Source organism: Streptomyces sp. NPDC051563, assembly GCF_044454225.1.
Taxonomy (GTDB): domain Bacteria; phylum Actinomycetota; class Actinomycetes; order Streptomycetales; family Streptomycetaceae; genus Streptomyces.
The window spans coordinates 123,895-143,551 of record NZ_JBITDL010000003.1 but is presented as its reverse complement, the minus strand read 5'-3'; the positions used below and the strand labels follow the sequence as shown (position 1 = coordinate 143,551).

The following is a 19,657-nucleotide window of genomic DNA, read 5'->3' as shown; positions in this document are numbered from 1 at the left end:
CCCAGGTTCCTCCAGCCCGTCCGGCGTTTGAGGACCGGGTCCGGGCAGAGCCCGGGGAACGGTGGAAGGGCGGGTAGGGGACGGCCCCGCGCAGCGGCCCGCCCCGTCAGCCGGACGCGTACGAGGCCAGGTTCGGGTGCGCCGCGCACCAGGCGGTCCGGTCCCGGTCCACCACCCCGCGGGCCACCGCGTACCGCGCCCCCGGCGCCGACACCCCGTCCATGGCCCGCTCCGCCGCGGCCATCGCGCCGACGAACACCCGTCCGCCCGCGGTGAGTTCCGGGCAGGCGTCCAGGACGGGCAGCACCGCCGCCACCTGAGCCCGCACCCGCGCGTGCTGCGCCCACGCCCCCCTGGCCCCGTAGAGCGCCGCGCGCTGCCAGTAGCCCGCCAGCCCGAGATGCGCGTAGGCGCCCCTCAGGAGCCCCTCCAGCGGTCGCGGATCGGCCCGCCAGGGCGCCCAGTACCGTGCGGTGCGGTCGGCGGTGTGCAGCGGGAGCGCCTCCGCGAGGGCCGCCAGCTTCGCGTGCTGCACCTCGAACACGAGGGTGGCGGCCAGCGCGGGCGGCGGCTGCGCCCGCGCCAGGAGGGAGCCCGGCGCCGCGGGGAGGGTCCCGCCGTAGGTCCGGGAGCTGCCGGACAGCGGGATCAGGCAGCGCAGCAGCCCACCTGCCTCCTCCGCGCGGGCGGTGTCGTAGCGCCGCAGCAGGGTGAGGGCCCCGGACCACTGGGTGTCCCAGCGCCTGTGCCCCTTGGGGGTGAGCCGGCGGGCGGCGGGCACCGTCACCGGGGCGCGGTAGGGGTCGAGGTCGTCGAGGGCGGTCCGCCCGTCGGGCAGCGCGTGCAGGGCCAGCACTTCCGGGTGCGCGGGGTCCCAGGAGCCCTCGGTCAGGGCGAGCGGGCCCGGCCGGTCCGGGCGCAGCAGTCCGAGGGTGGGCAGCGCGAGGCGTCCGTGCGCGGGCCGCAGCGTGATCTTGAAGCCGATCCCGGCGCGCAGCGCCGCGGCGGCGGCGAGCGCCCCGAGGTGTCCGAGGTCGGCGGGCGGCCCGTGCCGCGTGCGCAGCCGGCGCAGGGTCTCCTCGGCCCACACCCCGGTGGCCGGATAGTGCACGACGTCGGCCACGGCAGGGGGGTCGCGCCGCCCGGCCTCCTCCAGCAGGGCCCAGCGCTCGGCCGCCTCCCCGGTACGGGCGCCGGGCAGGTCCGCGAGCTCGCGCAGCAGCCGCAGCCGCCGGGCCCGCCGTACGCCGCACACCAGCGCGGTCCCCTCGGCGGACGGCTCGGTGGAACCGAGGGCCCTCAGCACGCCGTCGCTCGGCTCGGGGTGATCCATGCATACCTCCCGCCGCGGACCCCTCATCCCTGCCCTGGGGAGGGGCTCCGCGAACGGCGGAAAGCGGTCAGGTCCGGGCCCGGCGGGACGGGACGGGACGGCGGATTATCCTGACGGGGCACACCCGAACACCCGACCACGGCACGGAGCCCGACTTGTACTTCACCGATCGCGGCATCGAGGAGCTGGAGAAGCGGCGCGGCGAGGAGGAGGTCACCTTCGAGTGGCTCGCCGAGCAGCTGCGCGCCTTCGTCGACCTGAACCCGGACTTCGAGGTCCCGGTGGAACGCCTCGCCACCTGGCTGGCCCGCCTGGACGACGACGAAGACGACGACGAGTAGGCCGCACGGCACCACGCACGGCACGACGTACGGCACCACGTACGGCACGGCGAAGGGGCCCGACCGCGATGCGGCCGGGCCCCTTCGTCATCGTCCCGCGGGACGAGGCCGATCGGACGGAGAGTCCGATCAGGCGGCCTTCGTCTCCCAGAAGATGCGGTCGATCTCGGCGATGAGCTCCAGCGCCTTGGCGCCGGTCGCCGGGTCGTTCGACGCCTTGGCGGCCGAGAGGGCCTTCAGGGTGTCGTTGACCAGGGTGTGCAGCTGCGGGTACTTCTCAAAGTGCGGCGGCTTGAAGTAGTCGCTCCACAGCACGGAGACGTGGTGCTTCGCGAGCTCGGCGCGCTGCTCCTTGATGGTGATGGCGCGCGCACGGAAGTCGGCGTCGTCGTTGGCCTGGTACTTCTCCTGCACGGCCTTGACGGACTCGGCCTCGATGCGGGCCTGGGCAGGGTCGTACACGCCGCACGGAAGATCGCAGTGGGCGGAGACCTTCGCCTTGGGGGCGAAGAGGCGGGAAAGCATGGAGTTTGTCCTCCTCGTGATCGTCTTCTCAAGGGGGAGATTACTCCGTGAGAAAGACGATTTCGCGGCCGCCCCCGTGCGGTTGGGACAAAAGTCCAGGGGTGTACCCGGGCCGGTGACCGAATGTACGGAAGAGTGCGGCAGCATGCGGGGGGCACGAAACGTGCACCAGGGCTGGTGAGGAGGTCACGGATGGCGGGGAGCAGTCGCTCGCGCGGCCGGACGCGGGAGTGGGAATCGCCGTTGAAGCGGATCGGCACCGTGGAGGTGAGGGGCCCCTCGATGGCGCCGACGCTGGAGAACGGTGACCAGGTGCTGGTCCGCTACGGGGCACCCGTGCGGCCGGGCCACGTGGTGGTGCTGCGCCACCCGTTCCAGCAGGACCTGCTGGTCGTGAAGCGGGCGGCGGAGCGGCGGCCGGGCGGCTGGTGGGTGCTGGGCGACAACCCGTACAACGAGACGGGCGACAGCACGGACTACGGCGCGGTCCCCGACGAGCTGGTGCTGGCGACCGCGCTGGCCCGCTTCCGGCCGCTCCCCCGGCCGGAGCACGCGGCGGAGGATCAGCGCTCGCTGAGGGCGTGGCTCTCCTGGGCTTCCTCGGCGCTGCGCCCGCTGTGGGCGGACTCCTCGGCCTCCAGCCGCTTGCGGGCGCGGTAGGCGGCGACGTTGGCGCGTGTGGCGCAGCGGTCGGAGCAGTACCGCCGGGAGCGGTTGGTGGAGGTGTCGAGGTAGGCGTTGCGGCAGGGCGGCGCCTGGCAGATGCCGAGCCGGTCCGGGCCGTGCGCGGTGAGGTGGAAGGCCAGCCCGAAGCACGCGATCGCGGCGTAGCCGGCGGAGGCGTTGGAGGGGTGGTCGGCGAGGTGGATGTGCCAGTTCGGGCCGCCGTGCTCGCCGATCGTCTCGTGGCCGGAGACCTGGGGGCTGACCGGGAACTCCATGAGCAGGGAGTTCAGCAGGTCGACGGCGAGGACGTGGTCCCCGCCGTCGGCGGCCTCGAAGACGGTGCGCAGCCGGCCGCGGACGTTGCGGAAGCGGGTGACGTCGCCGTCCGTGACCCTGCGGGCCATCTGCACGCTGGCGCCGAAGAGGCCGCGGACGGCGTCCACGGAGGTCAGCGAGTCCTTGTTGCGGGCCGGCTCCTCGGTGTTGACCAGGCGCACGGCGTAGTCCGAGTAATGGGCCAGTTCCACTTGTAGTCCTTACGGCTGCGGATTAGTGTCTCCGGTAACGGCTGATACATGTTCGAGGGTATTACGCATGGAGGCGCTCGTGGCGGATTCAGCACGCTCCGATACCGCGGAACGATCCGACTGGCAGGCCTGGCAGGACAGCTGGGACCGGCAGCAGGAGTGGTACATGCCCGACCGCGAGGAGCGGTTCCGGGTGATGCTGGACATGGTGGAGGCGCTGGTCGGCACCGCCCCCCGCATTCTCGATCTGGCGTGCGGTACGGGAAGTATCACGGACCGCGCCCTCAAGCGGTTCCCGCAATCCACCAGTACGGGAGTCGACCTCGACCCCGCACTGTTGACGATCGCCCGGGGCCACTTCGCCGGCGACCCCCGCGTCACCTTCGTGACCGCCGACCTCAAGGACCCGGGCTGGCGCACGGCCCTCCCCCACGGCTCCTACGACGCCGTGCTGACGGCCACCGCCCTGCACTGGCTGCCCAGCGAGGACCTCGCCGTCCTGTACGGGCAGCTCCCGGAGCTGCTGCGGGCCGGCGGGGTGTTCATGAACGCCGACCACATGCCCGACCCGGCCACCCCGCGGATCAACGCCGCCGAGCGTGCCCACCGGCACGTCGGCATGGACCGGGCGAAGGCGGCCGGGGCGCTGGACTGGCGCGAGTGGTGGGAGCTCGCGGCGGCCGACCCCGCGCTGGCCGGGCCGACGAAGGCCCGCTTCGAGATCTACGGGGAGCACGCCGACGGCGACACCCCGCCGGAGTCCTGGCACGCCGCCGCGCTGCGCGGCGCCGGCTTCGCGGAGGCCCGTACGGTCTGGCGCTCCCCCTCCGACGGGCTGGTGCTGGCCCTGAAGTAGGTGAGGCAGGCCCGGTCCGGGAAGCCCGCGGCGCGGGCCGGGCGTGCGTGAGGGGCGGTACGGATTCCCGTACCGCCCCTCACGCGTGGATCGCCGCCGTCCTAGAGGACCTTCGAGAGGAAGGCCTTCGTCCGGTCGTGCTGCGGGTTGCCCAGGACCTCGCGGGGGTGGCCGGATTCGACCACGACGCCGCCGTCCATGAAGACGAGGTTGTCGCCGACCTCGCGGGCGAAGCCCATCTCGTGCGTGACCACGATCATGGTCATGCCCGACTCGGCCAGGTCCCGCATGACGTCGAGGACGTCGCCGACGAGCTCCGGGTCGAGCGCCGAGGTGGGCTCGTCGAAGAGCATCAGCTTCGGTTCCATGGCCAGCGCGCGGGCGATGGCCACGCGCTGCTGCTGGCCGCCGGAGAGCTGGGTGGGGTAGTTCCCGCCCTTGTCGCCGAGGCCGACCCGGTCGAGGAGCTTGACGGCGCGCGCCCGCGCGACCGCCTTGCTCTCGCCCTTGACCATGACCGGGGCCTCCATGACGTTCTCGACGGCCGTCATGTGCGGGAAGAGGTTGAAGCGCTGGAAGACCATGCCGATGTCCCGGCGCTGGGCCGCGACCTCGCTGTCCTTCAGCTCGTAGAGCTTGCCGGCCTTCTCGCGGTAGCCGACCAGCTGGCCGTCGACCGAGAGCCGCCCGGCGTTGATGCGCTCCAGGTGGTTGATGCAGCGCAGGAAGGTGGACTTGCCGGAGCCGGACGGGCCGACCAGGCAGAACACCTCGCGCGGGGCGACTTCGAGGTCGATGCCCCGCAGGATGTGGGCGGGGCCGTACGACTTGTGGACGGCCTCGGCCTTGACCATCGGCTGGGCGGTCACTTCGCCACCTCCGTACGGCGGAACATGTTCAGGTTGGCCCGCAGGCGCTGGAACGGCGTGGGCGGCAGGGAACGCAGCGAACCACGTGCGTAGCGGCGCTCCAGGTAGTACTGGCCGACACTGAACACGCTGGTCAGGGCCAGGTACCAGATGGAGGCGACGAACAGCATCTCCATGATGGCGCCGGCCGTGGACCCGATGTTCGACGAGGCCCTCAGCAGTTCCGTGTACTGGACCGCGGAGACCAGCGACGAGGTCTTCAGCATGTTGATGAACTCGTTGCCCGACGGCGGGATGATCACGCGCATCGCCTGCGGGAGCACCACCCGGCGCATCGTCTGCGTCTGGGTCATGCCGAGCGCGTGCGAGGCCTCGCTCTGGCCCTCGTCTACGGACTGGATGCCCGCACGGACGATCTCCGCCATGTACGCGCCCTCGTTCAGGCCGAGGCCCAGGAGCGCGACCATGAACGGGGTCATCAGTTCGACGGTCTCTTGCTTGTAGATCGGGCCGAGGTTCACGTACTGGAAGATCAGCGACAGGTTGAACCACACCAGCAGCTGTACGTAGACCGGGGTACCGCGGAAGAACCAGATGTAGAGCCACGCGACGGTGTTCGTCACCGGGTTCTTCGAGAGCCGCATGACCGCGAAGAGGATGCCGAGCACCAGGCCCAGCGCCATCGCGGACACGCTGATGATCACGGTGTTGCCGAGGCCGGCGATGATCGAGGGGTCGAAGAGCTTGTCCCCGACCGTCTTCCAGATCACGTTGCCCTGGGAGAAGGCGTAGACGAGCCAGCCCAGCAGGACGATGACCACGACGCCGCTGACCCAGCGGCCGTAGTGCCGCACCGGGATTGCCTTGATGGCCTCGTACGGGGTGCCCGAGGCGCCGGATCCGGCGGGCGGGGTCGCGGCCGGATCCTTGTCGATCTTGTCAGTCACAATGACTGCCCTTCAGTGGAGCTCAGGAACCAGGGACCGGGGGCGCGGGGTGCCCCCCGGTCCGCACGGGTCACTTGCCTGCGTTGACCGTCGCCGACTGCACGGCGCTGTCCTTGACGTTCCACTTCTCCAGGACCTTGGCGTAGGAGCCGTCCTTGATGATCGCGTCGAGGGCCTGCTTGAGGGCGTCGCGCAGCTGGGTGTTCTCCTTGCTGACGCCGATGCCGAAGAGGCCGACGTCGGACTGCGCGCCGCCGACCTCGAAGTCGTTGCCGCCGCCCGAGGTCTTCGCGATGTACGCGGCGACCGGGAAGTCGTTGAGGTCGGCCACGGCGCCGCCGGCCTTGACGCGGGTCTGGGCCTCGGCGTCGGTGTCGAAGGCCTCGATGGTGAGCTTCTTGTCACCGCACTTCGTGGCCTGCGCCTTGAAGGTGTCCTCGTAGATCGTGCCGCGCTGGACGGCGACCGTCTTGCCGCAGAGGTCGTCCAGGGTCTTGATGTTCTGCGGGTTGCCCTTCTTGACGAGGAGCGAGACGCCGGAGGAGAAGTAGTCGACGAAGTCGACGCCCTTGCCGATCTGCTTGCCGTCGTCGTCGAGGCCCTTCTGACGCTTCTCGTTGTCCGAGACCGAGGACATGATCGCGTCCTGGCGGCCGGAGTAGATCGAGGTGATCAGACCGTCGAAGCTGCCCGAGGTGAACTCGAACTTCACACCGAGCTGCTTGCCCAGGGCCTCCGCGATGTCGGGGTCGACACCGACGATCTTGCCGCCCTCGGTGAACTCCATCGGGGCGTACGCCGCGTCCGTGCCGACCTTGATGACACCCGCGTCCTGGATCTTCTTCGGCAGCGCGGAGAAGAGGGGGGCCGCGTTGGGCTTCGTGGTGTCCCCGGACTCCTTCTTCTCGGTCTGGTCTCCACAGCCGGTGAGGATCAGGGCGCCGGCGACCGCGATCGCGCCGACCGCGGCGATCCGGGACCGGGCGGCGGTCGTACGGCGGGTGGTGCTTGCGGTCATGAGCTGGTTCCTCCGGCAGGTGGAAAGCATCGAAAAGCGGTCGGGCACGCCCCATCGAGTGTCGCGACCTTGTGTGATTAGGGGCATCTTGCCATTCGGACTGAGTCATTCAGGCAGCCCGTCAGGTCAAAATCGGATAACGGCAGCCCCTTCGTACCCAACAGGACTGCGGACAAGGCCCCTCAGAGCCGCACGAACGGCCGTGACCTGGTCCTTTTGCCGCACTATTTGCGGCGCGTCTCGCCCATCGGACAGAGAGGTTTGGACTTTTCGCCAAAACCGGGACAAGGGGCTTATGGTCGAGCGGGAATCGACTCGTCTGGGTGAGTGTTCTTGCGGTAGAACGGATCCTTACACCCCTCATCCGGGGCTCAGGGCGCGCGTGCGGCGCGCCCGCGCGTACGAACCTCCCCTTCGCGGAGACGGACCTACAACCGTCGCCGCAAAGACGGACGCGGTGCCCGCCCACCCCTTAACCAGGAGTGGCCACCCTCAACGATTCAAAGACTTAAGGGGTTAAGACAGTGGCAGCGGAGATCGTCAATCCTCGCAGCGACAGCGTGACGGACAACAACCCGGATGCGGTGTTCGCGCTGCACCGGGGCGGCAAGATGGCCATCGTGGCCACCGTGCCGGTCCACAACAAGGACGACCTGTCCCTGGCGTACACGCCCGGCGTTGCGAAGGTCTGCAGCGCCATTGCCGAGCAGCCCGAGCTCGTGAACGAGTACACCTGGAAGTCCAACGTGGTCGCCGTCGTCACCGACGGTACGGCCGTGCTCGGACTCGGTGACATCGGGCCCGAGGCCTCCCTCCCCGTGATGGAGGGCAAGGCCATTCTCTTCAAGCAGTTCGGTGGCGTCGACGCGGTTCCGATCGCGCTCGCCACCAAGGACACGGACGAGATCATCGAAACCGTGATCCGCCTCGCTCCGTCCTTCGGCGGGGTGAACCTGGAGGACATCTCGGCGCCCCGCTGCTTCGAGATCGAGCGCCGCCTCCAGGAGGCGCTGGACATCCCGATCTTCCACGACGACCAGCACGGCACGGCCATCGTGACGCTGGCCGCCATGCGCAACGCCGCGAAGCTCACCGGTCGCACCCTCGCCGACCTGCGCGCCGTGATCTCGGGCGCCGGTGCCGCGGGCATCGCGATCGCCAAGATCCTCGTGGACGCGGGCATCGGCGACGTCTGCGTCACCGACCGCAAGGGCGTCGTCTCCGCCGACCGCTCCGACCTGACGGACGTCAAGGCGGAGATCGCGGGCCTGACCAACAAGACCGGCCAGACCGGTTCCCTGGAGAGCGCCCTCGCGGGCGCGGACGTGTTCATCGGCGTCTCCGGCGGTACGGTCCCCGAGGCCGCGGTGGCGACGATGGCGAAGGACTGCTTCGTCTTCGCCATGGCCAACCCGAACCCGGAGGTCCACCCCGACGTCGCGCACAAGTACGCGGCGGTCGTGGCCACGGGCCGCTCGGACTTCCCGAACCAGATCAACAACGTGCTGGCGTTCCCCGGCATCTTCGCGGGCGCGCTGAAGGTCCGCGCGACCCGGATCACCGAGGGCATGAAGATCGCCGCCGCCGACGCCATCGCCGGCGTCGTCGGTGACGAGCTCGCCGCCGACTACGTGATCCCGTCGCCGTTCGACACCCGCGTCGCCGAGGCCGTCACGGCCGCGGTCGCCGCGGCGGCCAAGGCCGACGGCGTGGCCCGCCTGGCGTAAGCGCTGCGCCGAGCCGTACGAAGAGGGGCCAGGCCGAACGATTCGGCCGGGCCCCTCTTTCCGTCCGCCCCCCCCTGACCATCCGGCCCCGCAGGGCCCGGCCCCGGGGGCCCGCTCCACCGAACGCCGTCCGCCGGGCCGGGCCAGGCCCTGGATCCCCGGGCTACCGACCGGTAGCCTCGCGGCCATGTTCGCTGCCTACGCCGCCCGAATCGACCGTGACCAGCCGCTGAACGGCCTCGAGCTGGGCGAACGCCCAGCCCCGCAGGCCCGCCCCGGCTGGGTGACCGTGAACGTCAAGGCCGCCTCCCTCAACCACCACGACCTGTGGTCGCTGCGCGGGGTCGGCCTCGGCGAGGACAAGCTCCCCATGATCCTCGGCTGCGACGCCGCCGGGATCGACCAGGACGGCAACGAGGTCGTCCTGCACTCCGTCATCGGCCAGAGCGGCCACGGGGTCGGCCCCGACGAGCCCCGCTCGATCCTGACCGAGCGCTACCAGGGCACCTTCGCCGAGCAGGTCACCGTCCCCGCCTGGAACGTCCTGCGCAAGCCCGCCGAGCTCTCCTTCGAGCAGGCCGCCTGCCTGCCCACCGCCTGGCTCACCGCGTACCGCATGCTCTTCACCAACGCCGGCGTCCGCCCCGGGGACTCCGTCCTGGTCCAGGGCGCCGGCGGCGGGGTCGCCACCGCCGCCATCGTCCTCGGCAAGGCCGCCGGCCTGCGGGTCTTCGCGACCAGCCGCGACGAGGCCAAGCGCAAGCGCGCGGTCGAGCTGGGGGCCGTGGAGGCCTACGAGCCCGGCGCGCGGCTCCCCCTGCGGGTCGACGCGGTCATCGAAACGGTCGGCGCCGCCACCTGGTCGCACTCGGTCAAGTCCCTGCGCCCCGGCGGCACCCTGGTCATCTCGGGCGCCACCAGCGGGGACCGCCCGGCGCACGCCGAGCTGACCCGGATCTTCTTCCTGGAACTCAAGGTGGTCGGCTCGACGATGGGCTCGAAGGACGAGCTGGAGGACCTGCTGTCCTTCTGCGCGGCGACCGGCGTCCGCCCGGTGATCGACGAGACCCTGCCGCTGGACCGGGCCCGCGAGGGCTTCGAGAAGCTGGAGTCGGGCGACGTCTTCGGCAAGATCGTCCTCACCGTCTAGCGCCCGGCACCGCCGTCATTGTCAATGTGGGTTGACACCCTCCCGTGCGTCAACCTACATTGACAGCCATGACGGAAGCTACCGATCTGGCCGAACGCGCCGGTGACCGTGACCCCCGCGTGGGCCTGCGCGCCGTGGCCGCCCTCCGGCGACTGCTGGAGCAGCTGGAGGCCGTACAGGTGCGCGGTGCCCGCGCACAGGGCTGGTCCTGGCAGGAGATCGCGGCCGAGCTGGGCGTCAGCCGGCAGGCCGTACACAAGAAGCACGGGAGGCTCTGATGTTCGAACGCTTCACCCAGGACGCCCGCTCCACCGTGACGGGCGCGCTCGCCGAGGCCGAACGGACCGGGGCGCAGCGCATCGGCGAGGAGCACCTGCTGCTCGCGCTCCTCGCCCTCGGCGTCCTCGACCCGCTGGGCGTCGACCGGGCCGCGATCTCCGCGGACCTGGCCGTGGCCCGCCGCCGGGGCGGCATGTCCAAGGCGGACGAGGAAGCCCTCGCAGGGCTCGGCATCGACCTCACGGAGATCGTCTCCCGCGTCGAGGAGACCCACGGCGAGGGCGCCCTGGCGGACCCCGCCGCCCGCAGCCGCTCCGGCCGCACCCGCTTCACCCCGGGCGCCAAGAAGGTCCTGGAGCAGTCCCTGCGCATCGCCGTGGGCCGCAAGGACCGTCACATCTGCGCCCTCCACCTGCTCCTCTCGCTGCTCTCCCGCCCCGGCACGGCCGCCGAGGTCCTCACGGACCACGGGGTCACCTACGCGGGAGCGGAGGCGGCCCTGGCGGGGTGAGCGGCGGGAGCACTCTCCGAAAGTTTTTCAATGCGGCGTACAACCATGTGGGCGCCCGGACAGTCCTCCCCTGCGAAAGAACGTTCTCCACTGGGGGTTTTCGCTGTGAAGTTGTCCCGGATCGCCGCTGCGGTCACCATCTCCGCGCTGGCCCCGGCCGTGCTCCTGTCGTCCCCGGCCTTCGCCACCGGCGAGGAATCCGGCGCGCCCTCGACCCCCACGGCTCCGACCGCGCCGGACCAGCCCACCGCGGCGCAGCCGCCGGCGGCCCAGACCCCGGCCGAGCAGCCCGGTGACACCCAGGCCGAGCAGGACCGCAAGACGATCCTCGCGATCATCGCCGACCCGATGGCCAGCCAGTACATGAAGGACGCCGGCCTCAAGGCCATCGCCGACGGCCCCGCGGCCATGCGGAAGTTCATCGAGACCGACCAGCACGTGATCCGCCGCGACGACTACCGCGTGCTCATCACCCGCCTCGTGACCGACGCCGGCCCCGACCTGAAGGAGGGGATCAAGCAGATCATGCGGAGCGACGCGACGCTGGAGCAGCTGCGCCACTTCTACGAGGTCACCCAGCACGAACTGCGCGACTCGGACAACAGGGTCGACATCGCCCGGATCTCAAACGGCGCCGGCCCCGGCCTGAAGGAAGGCGCCCTGAAGGCGCTCAAGGGCACTCCCGCCGACCGCATCGAGTTCCTGAAGAACGGCCAGCACCACCTGCGCGACCAGGACAACCGGGTCGAGATCGCCCAGATCATGGACGGCGGGGGTCCGGAGGTGATCAAGGCGGGGCGCGCAGCGCTCAACGGCACTCCCGCCGACCGCGCCGAGTTCCTGAAGACGGGCCAGCACGAGGCGCGCGCCAAGGACAAGAAGGCTCAGGAGGACAAGGACAAGGACAAGGACAAGGGTCAGCCGACCCCGACTCCGACCCCGACTCCCACCCCGAGCACTCCCGGCACCACCCCCGGCTCCGGGGGCAGCACCGGGAACACCTCCGTCACCCCCCAGGGCGGCAGCGGCGGGCACCTCGCCACCACCGGTGCCGGTGACTCCGCCTGGATCGCGGGCGGCGCGGGCACCGCGGTCGTCGCGGGCGCAGGACTCCTGCTCGCCGCACGGATGCGCCGCGCGGGCTCCGCGCGCTGATCCGCCTCTCGCGATGAGTCCCGCCGCGGCCGTACAGGGGTCGGCCGCGGCGAAGACTCAGGGGAGACCCCTAGGCCGTCTCTTTCGGATCTTGTCGGCCGAGCCCGCGGCGTCCGGTGCCGTGCCCGGGCGTGCTGCCGGGGCGTTCGCGTACTGGGCGTACGTGGTCGCCCCGGCAGTGCGGCCGGGCGCGGTGCCGGGCGTCGCGGGCCCGGCAAGATCCGAAAGAGACGGCCTAGCCCTGCGGGCCCAGGGCCGAGGAGATGCGGGCGGCCGCGTCGGCGAGGTGGCTACGGGCCTGCGCCAGCTGCTCGTCGCTGACGCCCCGGTCGCGGGCCGCGTCGCGGATGTCGTCGCGGAAGCGGTCAAGCAGCCGGTCCAGGTCGCGGGCCGGGTCGCCCGTCGGCGGCACGTCGCGCGCCCAGTCCGGGTCGGGAGCGGGCGCCGGGGCGGCCGGCTGGGCAGAGGGCGCAGAGGGCGCGGACGGCGCCGTCGGGCCGGATCCGGAGCCGCCGAGCCAGGCCCCCGCCAGACTGCCCAGCACCCCGCCCGACTTCGCGAACTGTTCCTGCAGCTGACCTGCGATGCGCTGGACCTCCTCGCGGGCCCGCTCCTGCGCCTCCTTGGCCTGCCGGCGCGCCTGCTGGGCCTCCTCGCGGGCCCGGCGGCTCTCGTCCTTTGCGCGGCGCGCCTGTTCCTTCCACTCGGCCTTCGCCTTGCGGAGCTCCTCCTTGGCGGCCTTCCAGGACTCGTCCTCCACCTGGGTGGCCGACGCACTGGCGGCGGCCCGCAGTTCGCGCCGCAGATCACCGGCCGCGCCGCTCACGTCGGCGCGGATCTCGGCGGCCAGTTCGGAGACCGAGTCGCGGATCTCCAGTTCCAGATCGGCCAGTTCGCCGCCGCGGTCGGCCAGTTCGGCGCGGCCCGCGTCGGTGATCGAGTACACCTTGCGCCCGCCTTCGGTCGCGTGCGTGACCAGGCCCTCGGACTCCAGCTTGGCCAGGCGCGGGTACACCGTGCCCGCGGAGGGCGCGTACAGCCCCTGGAAACGCTCCTCCAGCAGCCGGATCACCTCGTACCCGTGGCGCGGGGCCTCGTCGAGCAGCTTGAGGAGGTAGAGCCGGAGGCGGCCGTGGGCGAAGACGGGCGGCATGTCAGAGCACCTTCTTGTCGAGCGCGAGCGGGGCGGCCGGGGCGCCCGCCGGGTCGGCGGCCGGGCGGCGCAGCAGGGCGATGGAGCCGGAAACGGTGGTGGCGCGCAGGGTGCCGGTGCCGGCACCGAGGGTGCCGGTGATCCTCTTGGCGCCCATCTGGCCCGAGACGCGGAGGTCCTCGAAGGCATTGGAGACCCCGCCGGTGGCGGTGTTGGCCTCGACGCGTGCGTCGGCCGGGTGCGGGAGGCGGATGGCGACCTGCCCGGATACGGAGTTGAGGGAGATGTCGACCGGCCGGGGTGCGGGGCGGTCGTCGAGGGCCAGGTCGATCAGCATGTCGCCGCTGACCGAGTCGGCCCGTACGTTGCCCACCGCGCCGTCGACGACCGTCAGGCCGCCGGAGACGGAGTGGAATCCGAGCTCGCCGGTCACGGACTGGGCCTCGACCCCGCCCGAGACCGTGTGCGCCTTGACCCGGCCGGAGAGGCCGACGAGCGTGGTGTCGCCGGAGACCCCGTGGATGTCGGTGCCGCCTTCGACGCCGGAGACGAAGACGGTGGCGCTGACGGTGGCCAGCTGCACCCGGGTGGCCGCCGGGACCGTGAGGGTCACGGTCGCGCTGCGCTCCCAGGCCTTGCGGCCGGAGTCGGAGGCGGACCAGGCCTTCCACGGCTTGCTCTCGAACCACTGCTTGAGCCCCTGGGAGCCGTTCCAGGGAAGGTCCTCGTAGGACACGGTGAGGGTGCCGCCCTCCTGCACCACGTGCAGGGGCGGGCCGTCCACCTCGGACACCTCCAGCCGGGCCAGGCCCTCGTCGGCGGCGCCGGCGACGACATTGACCGTGCCGCCGGCCATCCGCACGCGAACCTCGGTCACCGGCTCCTCGAAGGCGAGCTTCTGCGGTGCGGCGACCGACCACGTCTGCGGATTCTGCGCTGCCTCTGCCATGGTGCTGACCCTCCTCGGCGTACGTGCACGCAACATATCGCGTCTTCTGACCAACACGATATATCGCGGTTGCGGGAAGTCAAGCGGGTCAGGATGATCCAAAATCATTACTTTGGGCGGTTTTGGCTTAGCGTGTGGGCATGCCGATCTCCCAGACCACGGCGGGCGGACTGCTGCTCTGCCGCGCCGAGCCCCTCGCCGCCCGACCCGCCGCGCACATCCTGCGCGAACGCCTGCTGCTGGCCCCCGCCGGCGAGTGGAGCGTGCTGGTGCCCGAGGCCAAGCCCTGGATCGGCGGCCCGGAATCCGTGGCGGAGGTCCTGGCGGGCTGGGGCGCGGCGGTCGCACTGAGCTCCAACTGGCCGGTGCTGAGCCTGTGGTGGGAGGACGGCCGGACCGGCTTCGTCCTGGCCTCCGGGTTCCGCAGGTCGGCGGCCTACGAGTGGGACGCGGCGGGCCGCCCGCACGGCGGGCCGGACGCCCCCCACGCCGCGGACGCGGACGCCATGCGGGTGCTGGCGGCGCGGCTCGCCCTGGACCCGGTGCTGGACCTGGAGGAACTGGAGCGCCTCACCCGCCCCGACCCGGCGGCCGACGGCGACTCCCGGCTGCTCGGCGTCATCGCGCTGCTGGCCCGCGCGGGCCTGGCCCTGCCGGCGGGCCTGGCCCCGGGCGAACCGGCCGACCGGCTGCGGGAGGCCGCCCGGGTCGCGCCGGGGGCCGAGCGGGTGGAGTGGGCGGGCTGGCGCGACACCGTGCGGGCGGAGCTCGCGGTGGTCGAGGACAGCCCCCTGGGCCCGTGGATCCGGGGCCCCAAGGCGCGCCTGGCGGGTGCGGCCCAACTGGCCGCAGGAGCCCCCCTGATGATGTGGGCGGCCCGCCGCCGCAGCCCGGGCTGGCTGGCCGCGGGCACCGTACTGGTGACCCACGGCGCGGCCGCCCTGGCCTACGACCGGGCCCGCCGCAGGGCGTAACCGCCCGGGCCGCCGCGCCCGCCCGGGCCGTACCGGCCCCTGCCCGCCCTACGCCGCCAGCAACGGGCTCGCGTTGCGGCGCAGCCAGGCCCGGTAGGGCGGAGTCTCCAGGGCCGCTTCGCGGTAGGCCGCGCGGAGGTCCTCGTACACCCCGTCGGACACCTGCGCGTGCACCCCGGGGCGGGTCGCCAGGAGGAGGCGTACGGCGAGCGGATCACCGGAGAGCGGCCGGATCGCCATGTCCTCGCGCACGCCGGAGGTGGGCTGGCAGGGGGCGACGGCCTCGCCGGAGGCGATCAGCGAGGCGGCCGTGTGGTAGTCGGCGTGCAGCAGGGGCGGGTCGAGGCCCGCTCCCGCGAGGACCCGGCGCAGCCCGTCCCACTCCCCGTCCACCGACGGGTCCACGGTCCACCGGTCGGCGGCGAGGTCGCGCAGCTCCACCACGGCCCGCGCCGCCGCGGGATGGTCCCGGGACATGGACACGAACTGCGGCTCGCGCTCCATCAGCACCCGTAGCTCCAGCCCGGCCGGCACCCGCAGCGGGCTGCCCTCCACCTCGTGCACGAAGGCCACGTCGAGCCGGCCCGAAGCGGTCATCCGCAGCAGCGCGTTGGCGGACACGTCGACCATCAGGTCGGTCTCCGTGTCGGGCAGCCGCCGGTGCAGCCGCCGCAGCCAGCCGGGCAGGGCGCGGCTGGCCGTCGAGCCGATCCGCAGCCGGGGCCCCTGCGACAGCGCCCGGGCCTCCGCGACGAGGGCGGCCATCTCGGCCAGGAGCGGCCGCGCCCGCCCGAGTATGGTCCGACCGAAGGGAGTCGGCCGGCATCCGGTGCGCTCGCGCAGGAACAGCTCCCCGTCCAGGGCGCGTTCGATGCGCCGCAACTGGGTCGTCAGGGAGGGCTGGCTCACGCCGAGCTGCCGGGCGGCCTTGTGCAGGCTGCCGGCGTCGGCGATGGCGCACAGGGCGCGCAGGTGCCTGACCTCAAGCTCCATGCCCCGAGAGTAGGCCGGGCCGAGCCGACCGCACCAGTAACCGGTATCCCCTCGAATCCCGCCATTCTCATGGTGGTTGGGCTTCCGAAATCCTCCCGATAGCCCGGCGTTATCGGGGTCTGACATCATCCGCCGGCCCCTCCCGCTCCCGCAGACTCCGGTACCGAACGATCCCCCCACCGCACCGGATGAGCAGGAGTCCCCCACATGCAGCACTCCCGCAAGACCACTCTGTCCGCCGTCGGCCTCGGCGTCGCCGCCGTCCTCGGCGCCGTCGTCCCGGGCGCCGCCGCCTCGGCCTCCCCGGGCGCCGGCAGCCCGGCCACGTACGCCGCGTACGAGCAGTCGAAGGAGAACCAGGCCGCCAACCGGGCCTTCTTCGAGGCCGTGCAGCGCTCGGTGGCCGAGCAGCGCGCCGCGAGCCCGGGCCTGGCGGCCGTCACCGTCACCTACAACACCCGCAACGCGCCGAGCTTCCGCAGCCAGATAGCCCGTTCCACGCAGATCTGGAACAGCTCGGTGGTCAACGTCAAGCTGCAGGAGGTGTCCTCGGGCGGGAACTTCTCGTACTACGAGGGCAACGACTCGCGCGGTTCGTACGCGAGCACCAACGGCCACGGCCAGGGCTACATCTTCCTGGACTACCGGCAGAACCAGCAGTACGACTCCACCCGCGTGACCGCGCACGAGACCGGCCACGTCCTCGGACTGCCGGACCACTACTCGGGCCCGTGCAGCGAGCTGATGTCCGGCGGCGGCCCCGGCACCTCGTGCACGAACCCCAACCCGAACTCCGCCGAGCGCTCGCGCGTCAACCAGCTGTGGGCGAACGGCCTCGTCGCGTCCGGCCTGGACGCGAAGGGCTAGGCCCCGCCGGGACGGGACCCCTCACCCCGGGGCCCGTCCCCCGGCTGCTCGTACGCAGCCTCGTACGCCGTGCACCCCCGGTTCCGGCAGGGACCGGGGGTCCACACCGGTACGAAGATCCCCAGGGATTTGCGCCGCCCGACGATCGTGTCGACGGGGCTCCCGCACGCCGGGCACGACTGCTGGTCGTGCCCGGCGTGCGGGGCGACCGTCCCGTGCGCCTGCTGGTCCCGCTGTTCACCGGCCATACCTCCACGGTAGGCCGGTTCCGCCGGTTCGGCGGGTCAGCGCCTGACGGTGTACGAGGTGACGACCTGGCCGCCGCCGAGGGCCTGGAACCCGGTCAGTTCCAGGGGGCGGGCGCCGAATCCGGCGCGCGACATCGGCATGCCGGTGCCGACGAAGACCGGGTACGTCTTGACCACGAACGCGTCGATCTCGTCGATCAGCTGTCCCGCGAGGTCCGCGCCGCCGCACAGCCAGATGCCGAGACCCTCCTCGGCCTTGAGCTCGCGGACCTTGGCCACCAGGTCGCCTCCGATCAGCCGCACCGCCGGGTCCGGCGCTTCGGTGAGCGAGCGCGAGACCACGTACTGCTCGCGCATGTGCCCGTACGGGCTGGTCAGGCCCTGCTTGAGGCCGGGCTCGTACGTACCGCGCCCCATGAGCACCGTGTCGAAGTGCCTGGGTTCCGCGTCCCCGATCCCCAGCTGGACGCGCCCCGGGGTGGAGATGGTCTCCGGGTACTCGGCCTTGAGGTGCTCGATGAACTCCTGGTCGAGGTGGCCGTAGATGAATGCGGCGTCGCCGTCCGGGGCCCCGATGAAGCCGTCGACCGACGCGGCGACGAAGTACGTGAGCTTGCGCAAGCGATTCTCTTCCGTTCGACAGTGCACCCCCATCGAGGCACGTCGCTCAAAGTACTTCAGGCGGAGTGGTTTGGCAACGGGGATCGGCTGCTACCGCGGCTTGCGCCACATCGGCCACATCAGCGGCCCGTCCGGCAGCCGCACCGCCTCGCCCGTGAACTGCCAGCCCAGCCGCTCGTACAGCGCCTTGCTGCGCTCGCTGCTCGCCTCCAGGTAGGCCGGCACGCCCTCGCGGTCGCAGCGCTCCAGCACCGGCCGGATCAGCTCCGTGCCCAGACCCTCGCCCTGCCGCCCGGGGGCGACGGCGATCATCAGCAGGTACTCGTGCTCCTCCGCCGTCGGATGCACCTCGCCCGTCAGGAGGCCCACCAGCTCGCACCGCTCGTTGTCCGGGTCGGCCACGGCGCGCATCCTCGCCGGGATCTCGTCCTCCACGGGCTCGGCCTCCGGATCGGCCGCCGGGATCCGCAGCCACAGCGCCGCCGCCGAGCCGTCCGCCGCGTAGTCGATCCGCCCCTCGGCCAGCGCCACGTCCACGAAGACGCCCAGGAACTTCCCGTGCACCGCGGCCCGGTGCTCCGGGTCCGGGAACACCCAGCTGCTCACCGGATCGCTGCGGAAGGCCTCGTCGAGCAGCCGCGCCACGGCGTCCCGGTCCGACGGCCCGGCCTGGCGTATGTCCAGTCCCATGGGTCACACCCTTCACATCACTCACGCGCGTCAACAACCGTGAGCGATCCTAGAGTTGCCCCCTCCACGCGGTAAGGCCCGTTCCGGCACCGTGCGGTGCCGGAACAGGCCTCCCGGGGTCCCCCTCGCCCCTACGCGCCCCCTTGCGCGCTCACATCGTGCGCCGCGTCACGAACTCCGCCAGCGCCAGCAGCCCGCCCGCCGCCCCGAGATCCGGAACGGCCCGTGACAGCTGCTGCACCGCCCGCCCCATCCGGTCGGCGGCATGGGCCTGCGCCCAGTCCCGGCCACCGGCCCGCTCCACCGCGGCGGCGGCCCTGGCCACGTCGTCCCCGGTCATGGGACCCGCGTACAGCGCGGCCAGTTCCTCCCCCGCCGGGGTGCCCGAGGTGAGGGCGGCCACGACCGGGAGGGACTTCTTGCGGGCGAGCAGATCGGCCCCGGCCGGCTTGCCGGTGTGACCGGGGTCCCCCCAGATGCCGATCAGGTCGTCGATGAGCTGGAAGGCCAGTCCGGCCTCCCGGCCGAAGGCGTCCATGGCCTCGACCTCGTCCGGCCCGGCCCCCGCGTACAGCGCGCCGAGCGCGCACGCGCAGCCCAGCAGGGCCCCGGTCTTGGCCGTCGCCATGGTCAGGCACTCGTCGAGGGAGACACTGGGGCGCCGCTCGAAGGCGCAGTCCGCCTGCTGGCCGGCGCACAGCTCGACGATGCAGGCGGCCAGCCGCGCCGCGGCCGCCGCCGAGGCCGGATGCGGATCCTCGGCGAGCAGTCGCAGCGCGAGCGCCATCATGGCGTCCCCTGTGATGATCGCGTCCGAGGTGCCGAAGACCGTCCAGGCCGTCGGCCGGCCGCGCCTGCGCACGTCCTTGTCGATGACGTCGTCGTGCAGCAGCGTGAAGTTGTGCGCCAGCTCCACGGCCACCGCCGCCCGTACGGCGTCACCGGGCACCCCGTCCCCGCGCAGGGCCTGCGCGGCGGCGAGCACCAGGGCGGGCCGGATGGCCTTGCCGGTGCTGCCCGCCGCCGGGGTGCCGTCCTCGTGCTCCCAGCCGAAGTGGTACATCGCCACGTGCCGCATCGAGCCGGGCAGGCTCTCCACGGTCCGGCGCAGCTCCGGGTTGACCGTTTCCCTCGTCCGCTCCAGCAGGACGGCGGCTTCCTGCCCCTCGCTTGTGGTCGTCGCCTCAGTGGTCGACATGGCGTGTGCGCTCCGTCCCGTCCTGTCCCGTTGTCCGTCGGTCCCCTCGCTCCGGCGCCG

At 72.2% G+C, this 19,657-nt stretch carries 23 protein-coding genes; 10 read left to right on the top strand and 13 right to left on the bottom strand.

What is annotated here, in order from left to right:
- Window positions 1-106 precede the first annotated feature (106 nt).
- Entirely contained in the window at window positions 107-1,333 is a 1,227-nt protein-coding gene (locus ACIA8F_RS04905; protein ID WP_399376774.1) for an aKG-HExxH-type peptide beta-hydroxylase, read from the bottom strand.
- 155 nt (window positions 1,334-1,488) lie between these two features.
- On the opposite strand from ACIA8F_RS04905, the gene ACIA8F_RS04900 reads away from it, so the two are divergent.
- Entirely contained in the window at window positions 1,489-1,674 is a 186-nt protein-coding gene (locus tag ACIA8F_RS04900) for a DUF6104 family protein (protein ID WP_399376773.1), read from the top strand.
- Window positions 1,675-1,803: 129 nt separating this feature from the next.
- Here the strand turns inward: ACIA8F_RS04900 and sodN are convergent, their stop codons facing one another.
- Window positions 1,804-2,199, bottom strand: coding sequence for a superoxide dismutase, Ni (sodN, locus tag ACIA8F_RS04895; protein ID WP_030709803.1), 396 nt, complete (start codon window positions 2,197-2,199; stop codon window positions 1,804-1,806).
- Window positions 2,200-2,391: 192 nt separating this feature from the next.
- Between sodN and sodX the strand changes: the two genes are divergently transcribed.
- On the top strand, window positions 2,392-2,859 hold the full coding sequence (gene sodX / locus ACIA8F_RS04890; protein WP_399376771.1) for a nickel-type superoxide dismutase maturation protease: 468 nt from the start codon (window positions 2,392-2,394) through the stop codon (window positions 2,857-2,859).
- Here the strand turns inward: sodX and ACIA8F_RS04885 are convergent.
- Window positions 2,763-3,392, bottom strand: coding sequence for a CGNR zinc finger domain-containing protein (locus tag ACIA8F_RS04885; protein WP_399376770.1), 630 nt, complete (start codon window positions 3,390-3,392; stop codon window positions 2,763-2,765). The genes sodX and ACIA8F_RS04885 overlap by 97 nt on opposite strands.
- 166 nt (window positions 3,393-3,558) lie before the next feature.
- Between ACIA8F_RS04885 and ACIA8F_RS04880 the strand changes: the two genes are divergently transcribed.
- Window positions 3,559-4,248, top strand: a complete 690-nt coding sequence (locus tag ACIA8F_RS04880; protein WP_399376988.1) for a class I SAM-dependent methyltransferase — start codon at window positions 3,559-3,561, stop codon at window positions 4,246-4,248.
- 101 nt (window positions 4,249-4,349) lie between these two features.
- On the opposite strand, the gene ACIA8F_RS04875 is transcribed toward ACIA8F_RS04880, so the two are convergent.
- The 3 genes from ACIA8F_RS04875 to ACIA8F_RS04865 form a co-directional block, all read right to left on the bottom strand.
- Window positions 4,350-5,102 carry an amino acid ABC transporter ATP-binding protein gene (locus tag ACIA8F_RS04875; RefSeq protein WP_399376987.1) on the bottom strand — a complete coding sequence of 251 codons (753 nt, stop codon included), beginning with the start codon at window positions 5,100-5,102 and terminating at the stop codon, window positions 4,350-4,352.
- A gap of 11 nt (window positions 5,103-5,113) precedes the next feature.
- Window positions 5,114-6,064 carry an amino acid ABC transporter permease gene (locus ACIA8F_RS04870; protein WP_399376769.1) on the bottom strand — a complete coding sequence of 317 codons (951 nt, stop codon included), beginning with the start codon at window positions 6,062-6,064 and terminating at the stop codon, window positions 5,114-5,116.
- Window positions 6,065-6,134: 70 nt separating this feature from the next.
- The gene (locus ACIA8F_RS04865; protein WP_383952195.1) at window positions 6,135-7,082 is read right to left on the bottom strand and encodes an ABC transporter substrate-binding protein; all 948 of its coding nucleotides are present in this window, start codon (window positions 7,080-7,082) and stop codon (window positions 6,135-6,137) included.
- Between the two features lie 524 nt (window positions 7,083-7,606).
- Between ACIA8F_RS04865 and ACIA8F_RS04860 the strand changes: the two genes are divergently transcribed.
- From ACIA8F_RS04860 to ACIA8F_RS04840, 5 genes are all read left to right on the top strand, one after another.
- On the top strand, window positions 7,607-8,809 hold the full coding sequence (locus ACIA8F_RS04860; protein ID WP_389691425.1) for an NADP-dependent malic enzyme: 1,203 nt from the start codon (window positions 7,607-7,609) through the stop codon (window positions 8,807-8,809).
- Between the two features lie 187 nt (window positions 8,810-8,996).
- A complete protein-coding gene (locus ACIA8F_RS04855; RefSeq protein ID WP_399376768.1) occupies window positions 8,997-9,959 on the top strand; it encodes a zinc-binding dehydrogenase in 963 nt (320 codons plus the stop codon).
- Between the two features lie 68 nt (window positions 9,960-10,027).
- A complete protein-coding gene (locus tag ACIA8F_RS04850; protein WP_243336126.1) occupies window positions 10,028-10,237 on the top strand; it encodes a helix-turn-helix domain-containing protein in 210 nt (69 codons plus the stop codon).
- Window positions 10,237-10,749, top strand: coding sequence for a Clp protease N-terminal domain-containing protein (locus ACIA8F_RS04845; protein ID WP_399376766.1), 513 nt, complete (start codon window positions 10,237-10,239; stop codon window positions 10,747-10,749). Before ACIA8F_RS04850 ends, ACIA8F_RS04845 begins: the two co-directional genes overlap by 1 nt.
- A 105-nt stretch (window positions 10,750-10,854) precedes the next feature.
- Entirely contained in the window at window positions 10,855-11,904 is a 1,050-nt protein-coding gene (locus ACIA8F_RS04840; protein ID WP_399376765.1) for an ALF repeat-containing protein, read from the top strand.
- 235 nt (window positions 11,905-12,139) lie between these two features.
- Here ACIA8F_RS04840 and ACIA8F_RS04835 read toward each other — a convergent pair whose 3' ends face one another.
- Complete coding sequence (locus ACIA8F_RS04835) at window positions 12,140-13,057, bottom strand: helix-turn-helix transcriptional regulator (RefSeq protein WP_399376764.1); 918 nt, start codon at window positions 13,055-13,057, stop codon at window positions 12,140-12,142.
- Between the two features lies 1 nt (window position 13,058).
- A complete protein-coding gene (locus ACIA8F_RS04830; protein WP_399376763.1) occupies window positions 13,059-14,006 on the bottom strand; it encodes a DUF4097 family beta strand repeat-containing protein in 948 nt (315 codons plus the stop codon).
- A gap of 146 nt (window positions 14,007-14,152) precedes the next feature.
- On the opposite strand from ACIA8F_RS04830, the gene ACIA8F_RS04825 reads away from it, so the two are divergent.
- A complete protein-coding gene (locus tag ACIA8F_RS04825; protein WP_399376985.1) occupies window positions 14,153-14,980 on the top strand; it encodes a hypothetical protein in 828 nt (275 codons plus the stop codon).
- A gap of 48 nt (window positions 14,981-15,028) precedes the next feature.
- On the opposite strand, the gene ACIA8F_RS04820 is transcribed toward ACIA8F_RS04825, so the two are convergent.
- Entirely contained in the window at window positions 15,029-15,973 is a 945-nt protein-coding gene (locus ACIA8F_RS04820; protein WP_383952181.1) for a LysR family transcriptional regulator, read from the bottom strand.
- A 207-nt stretch (window positions 15,974-16,180) separates the two neighbouring features.
- On the opposite strand from ACIA8F_RS04820, the gene snpA reads away from it, so the two are divergent.
- Window positions 16,181-16,840, top strand: coding sequence for a snapalysin (snpA, locus tag ACIA8F_RS04815; protein ID WP_399376762.1), 660 nt, complete (start codon window positions 16,181-16,183; stop codon window positions 16,838-16,840).
- Here snpA and ACIA8F_RS04810 read toward each other — a convergent pair.
- The 4 genes from ACIA8F_RS04810 to ACIA8F_RS04795 all read right to left on the bottom strand — a co-directional run bounded on the left by ACIA8F_RS04810 (window position 16,837) and on the right by ACIA8F_RS04795 (window position 19,597).
- Entirely contained in the window at window positions 16,837-17,088 is a 252-nt protein-coding gene (locus tag ACIA8F_RS04810; RefSeq protein ID WP_399376761.1) for a hypothetical protein, read from the bottom strand. The genes snpA and ACIA8F_RS04810 overlap by 4 nt on opposite strands.
- Window positions 17,089-17,124: 36 nt before the next feature.
- The gene (locus ACIA8F_RS04805; RefSeq protein ID WP_399376759.1) at window positions 17,125-17,709 is read right to left on the bottom strand and encodes a dihydrofolate reductase family protein; all 585 of its coding nucleotides are present in this window, start codon (window positions 17,707-17,709) and stop codon (window positions 17,125-17,127) included.
- A 90-nt stretch (window positions 17,710-17,799) separates the two neighbouring features.
- A complete protein-coding gene (locus tag ACIA8F_RS04800) occupies window positions 17,800-18,399 on the bottom strand; it encodes a GNAT family N-acetyltransferase (protein ID WP_399376758.1) in 600 nt (199 codons plus the stop codon).
- 151 nt (window positions 18,400-18,550) lie between these two features.
- Complete coding sequence (locus tag ACIA8F_RS04795; RefSeq protein ID WP_399376757.1) at window positions 18,551-19,597, bottom strand: family 2 encapsulin nanocompartment cargo protein polyprenyl transferase; 1,047 nt, start codon at window positions 19,595-19,597, stop codon at window positions 18,551-18,553.
- Window positions 19,598-19,657 lie beyond the last annotated feature (60 nt).

Bases quoted from the DNA above. Each gene is read 5' to 3' on its own strand.
- sodN (WP_030709803.1), bottom strand. From the start codon at position 2,199: ATGCTTTCCCGCCTCTTCGCCCCCAAGGCGAAGGTCTCCGCCCACTGC.
- sodX (WP_399376771.1), top strand. From the start codon at position 2,392: ATGGCGGGGAGCAGTCGCTCGCGCGGCCGGACGCGGGAGTGGGAATCG.
- ACIA8F_RS04795 (WP_399376757.1), bottom strand. From the start codon at position 19,597: ATGTCGACCACTGAGGCGACGACCACAAGCGAGGGGCAGGAAGCCGCC.
- ACIA8F_RS04835 (WP_399376764.1), bottom strand. From the start codon at position 13,057: ATGCCGCCCGTCTTCGCCCACGGCCGCCTCCGGCTCTACCTCCTCAAG.
- ACIA8F_RS04800 (WP_399376758.1), bottom strand. From the start codon at position 18,399: ATGGGACTGGACATACGCCAGGCCGGGCCGTCGGACCGGGACGCCGTG.
- ACIA8F_RS04830 (WP_399376763.1), bottom strand. From the start codon at position 14,006: ATGGCAGAGGCAGCGCAGAATCCGCAGACGTGGTCGGTCGCCGCACCG.
- ACIA8F_RS04865 (WP_383952195.1), bottom strand. From the start codon at position 7,082: ATGACCGCAAGCACCACCCGCCGTACGACCGCCGCCCGGTCCCGGATC.
- ACIA8F_RS04810 (WP_399376761.1), bottom strand. From the start codon at position 17,088: ATGGCCGGTGAACAGCGGGACCAGCAGGCGCACGGGACGGTCGCCCCG.
- ACIA8F_RS04875 (WP_399376987.1), bottom strand. From the start codon at position 5,102: ATGGTCAAGGCCGAGGCCGTCCACAAGTCGTACGGCCCCGCCCACATC.
- ACIA8F_RS04880 (WP_399376988.1), top strand. From the start codon at position 3,559: ATGCCCGACCGCGAGGAGCGGTTCCGGGTGATGCTGGACATGGTGGAG.
- ACIA8F_RS04820 (WP_383952181.1), bottom strand. From the start codon at position 15,973: ATGGAGCTTGAGGTCAGGCACCTGCGCGCCCTGTGCGCCATCGCCGAC.
- ACIA8F_RS04905 (WP_399376774.1), bottom strand. From the start codon at position 1,333: ATGGATCACCCCGAGCCGAGCGACGGCGTGCTGAGGGCCCTCGGTTCC.
- snpA (WP_399376762.1), top strand. From the start codon at position 16,181: ATGCAGCACTCCCGCAAGACCACTCTGTCCGCCGTCGGCCTCGGCGTC.
- ACIA8F_RS04845 (WP_399376766.1), top strand. From the start codon at position 10,237: ATGTTCGAACGCTTCACCCAGGACGCCCGCTCCACCGTGACGGGCGCG.
- ACIA8F_RS04855 (WP_399376768.1), top strand. From the start codon at position 8,997: ATGTTCGCTGCCTACGCCGCCCGAATCGACCGTGACCAGCCGCTGAAC.
- ACIA8F_RS04850 (WP_243336126.1), top strand. From the start codon at position 10,028: ATGACGGAAGCTACCGATCTGGCCGAACGCGCCGGTGACCGTGACCCC.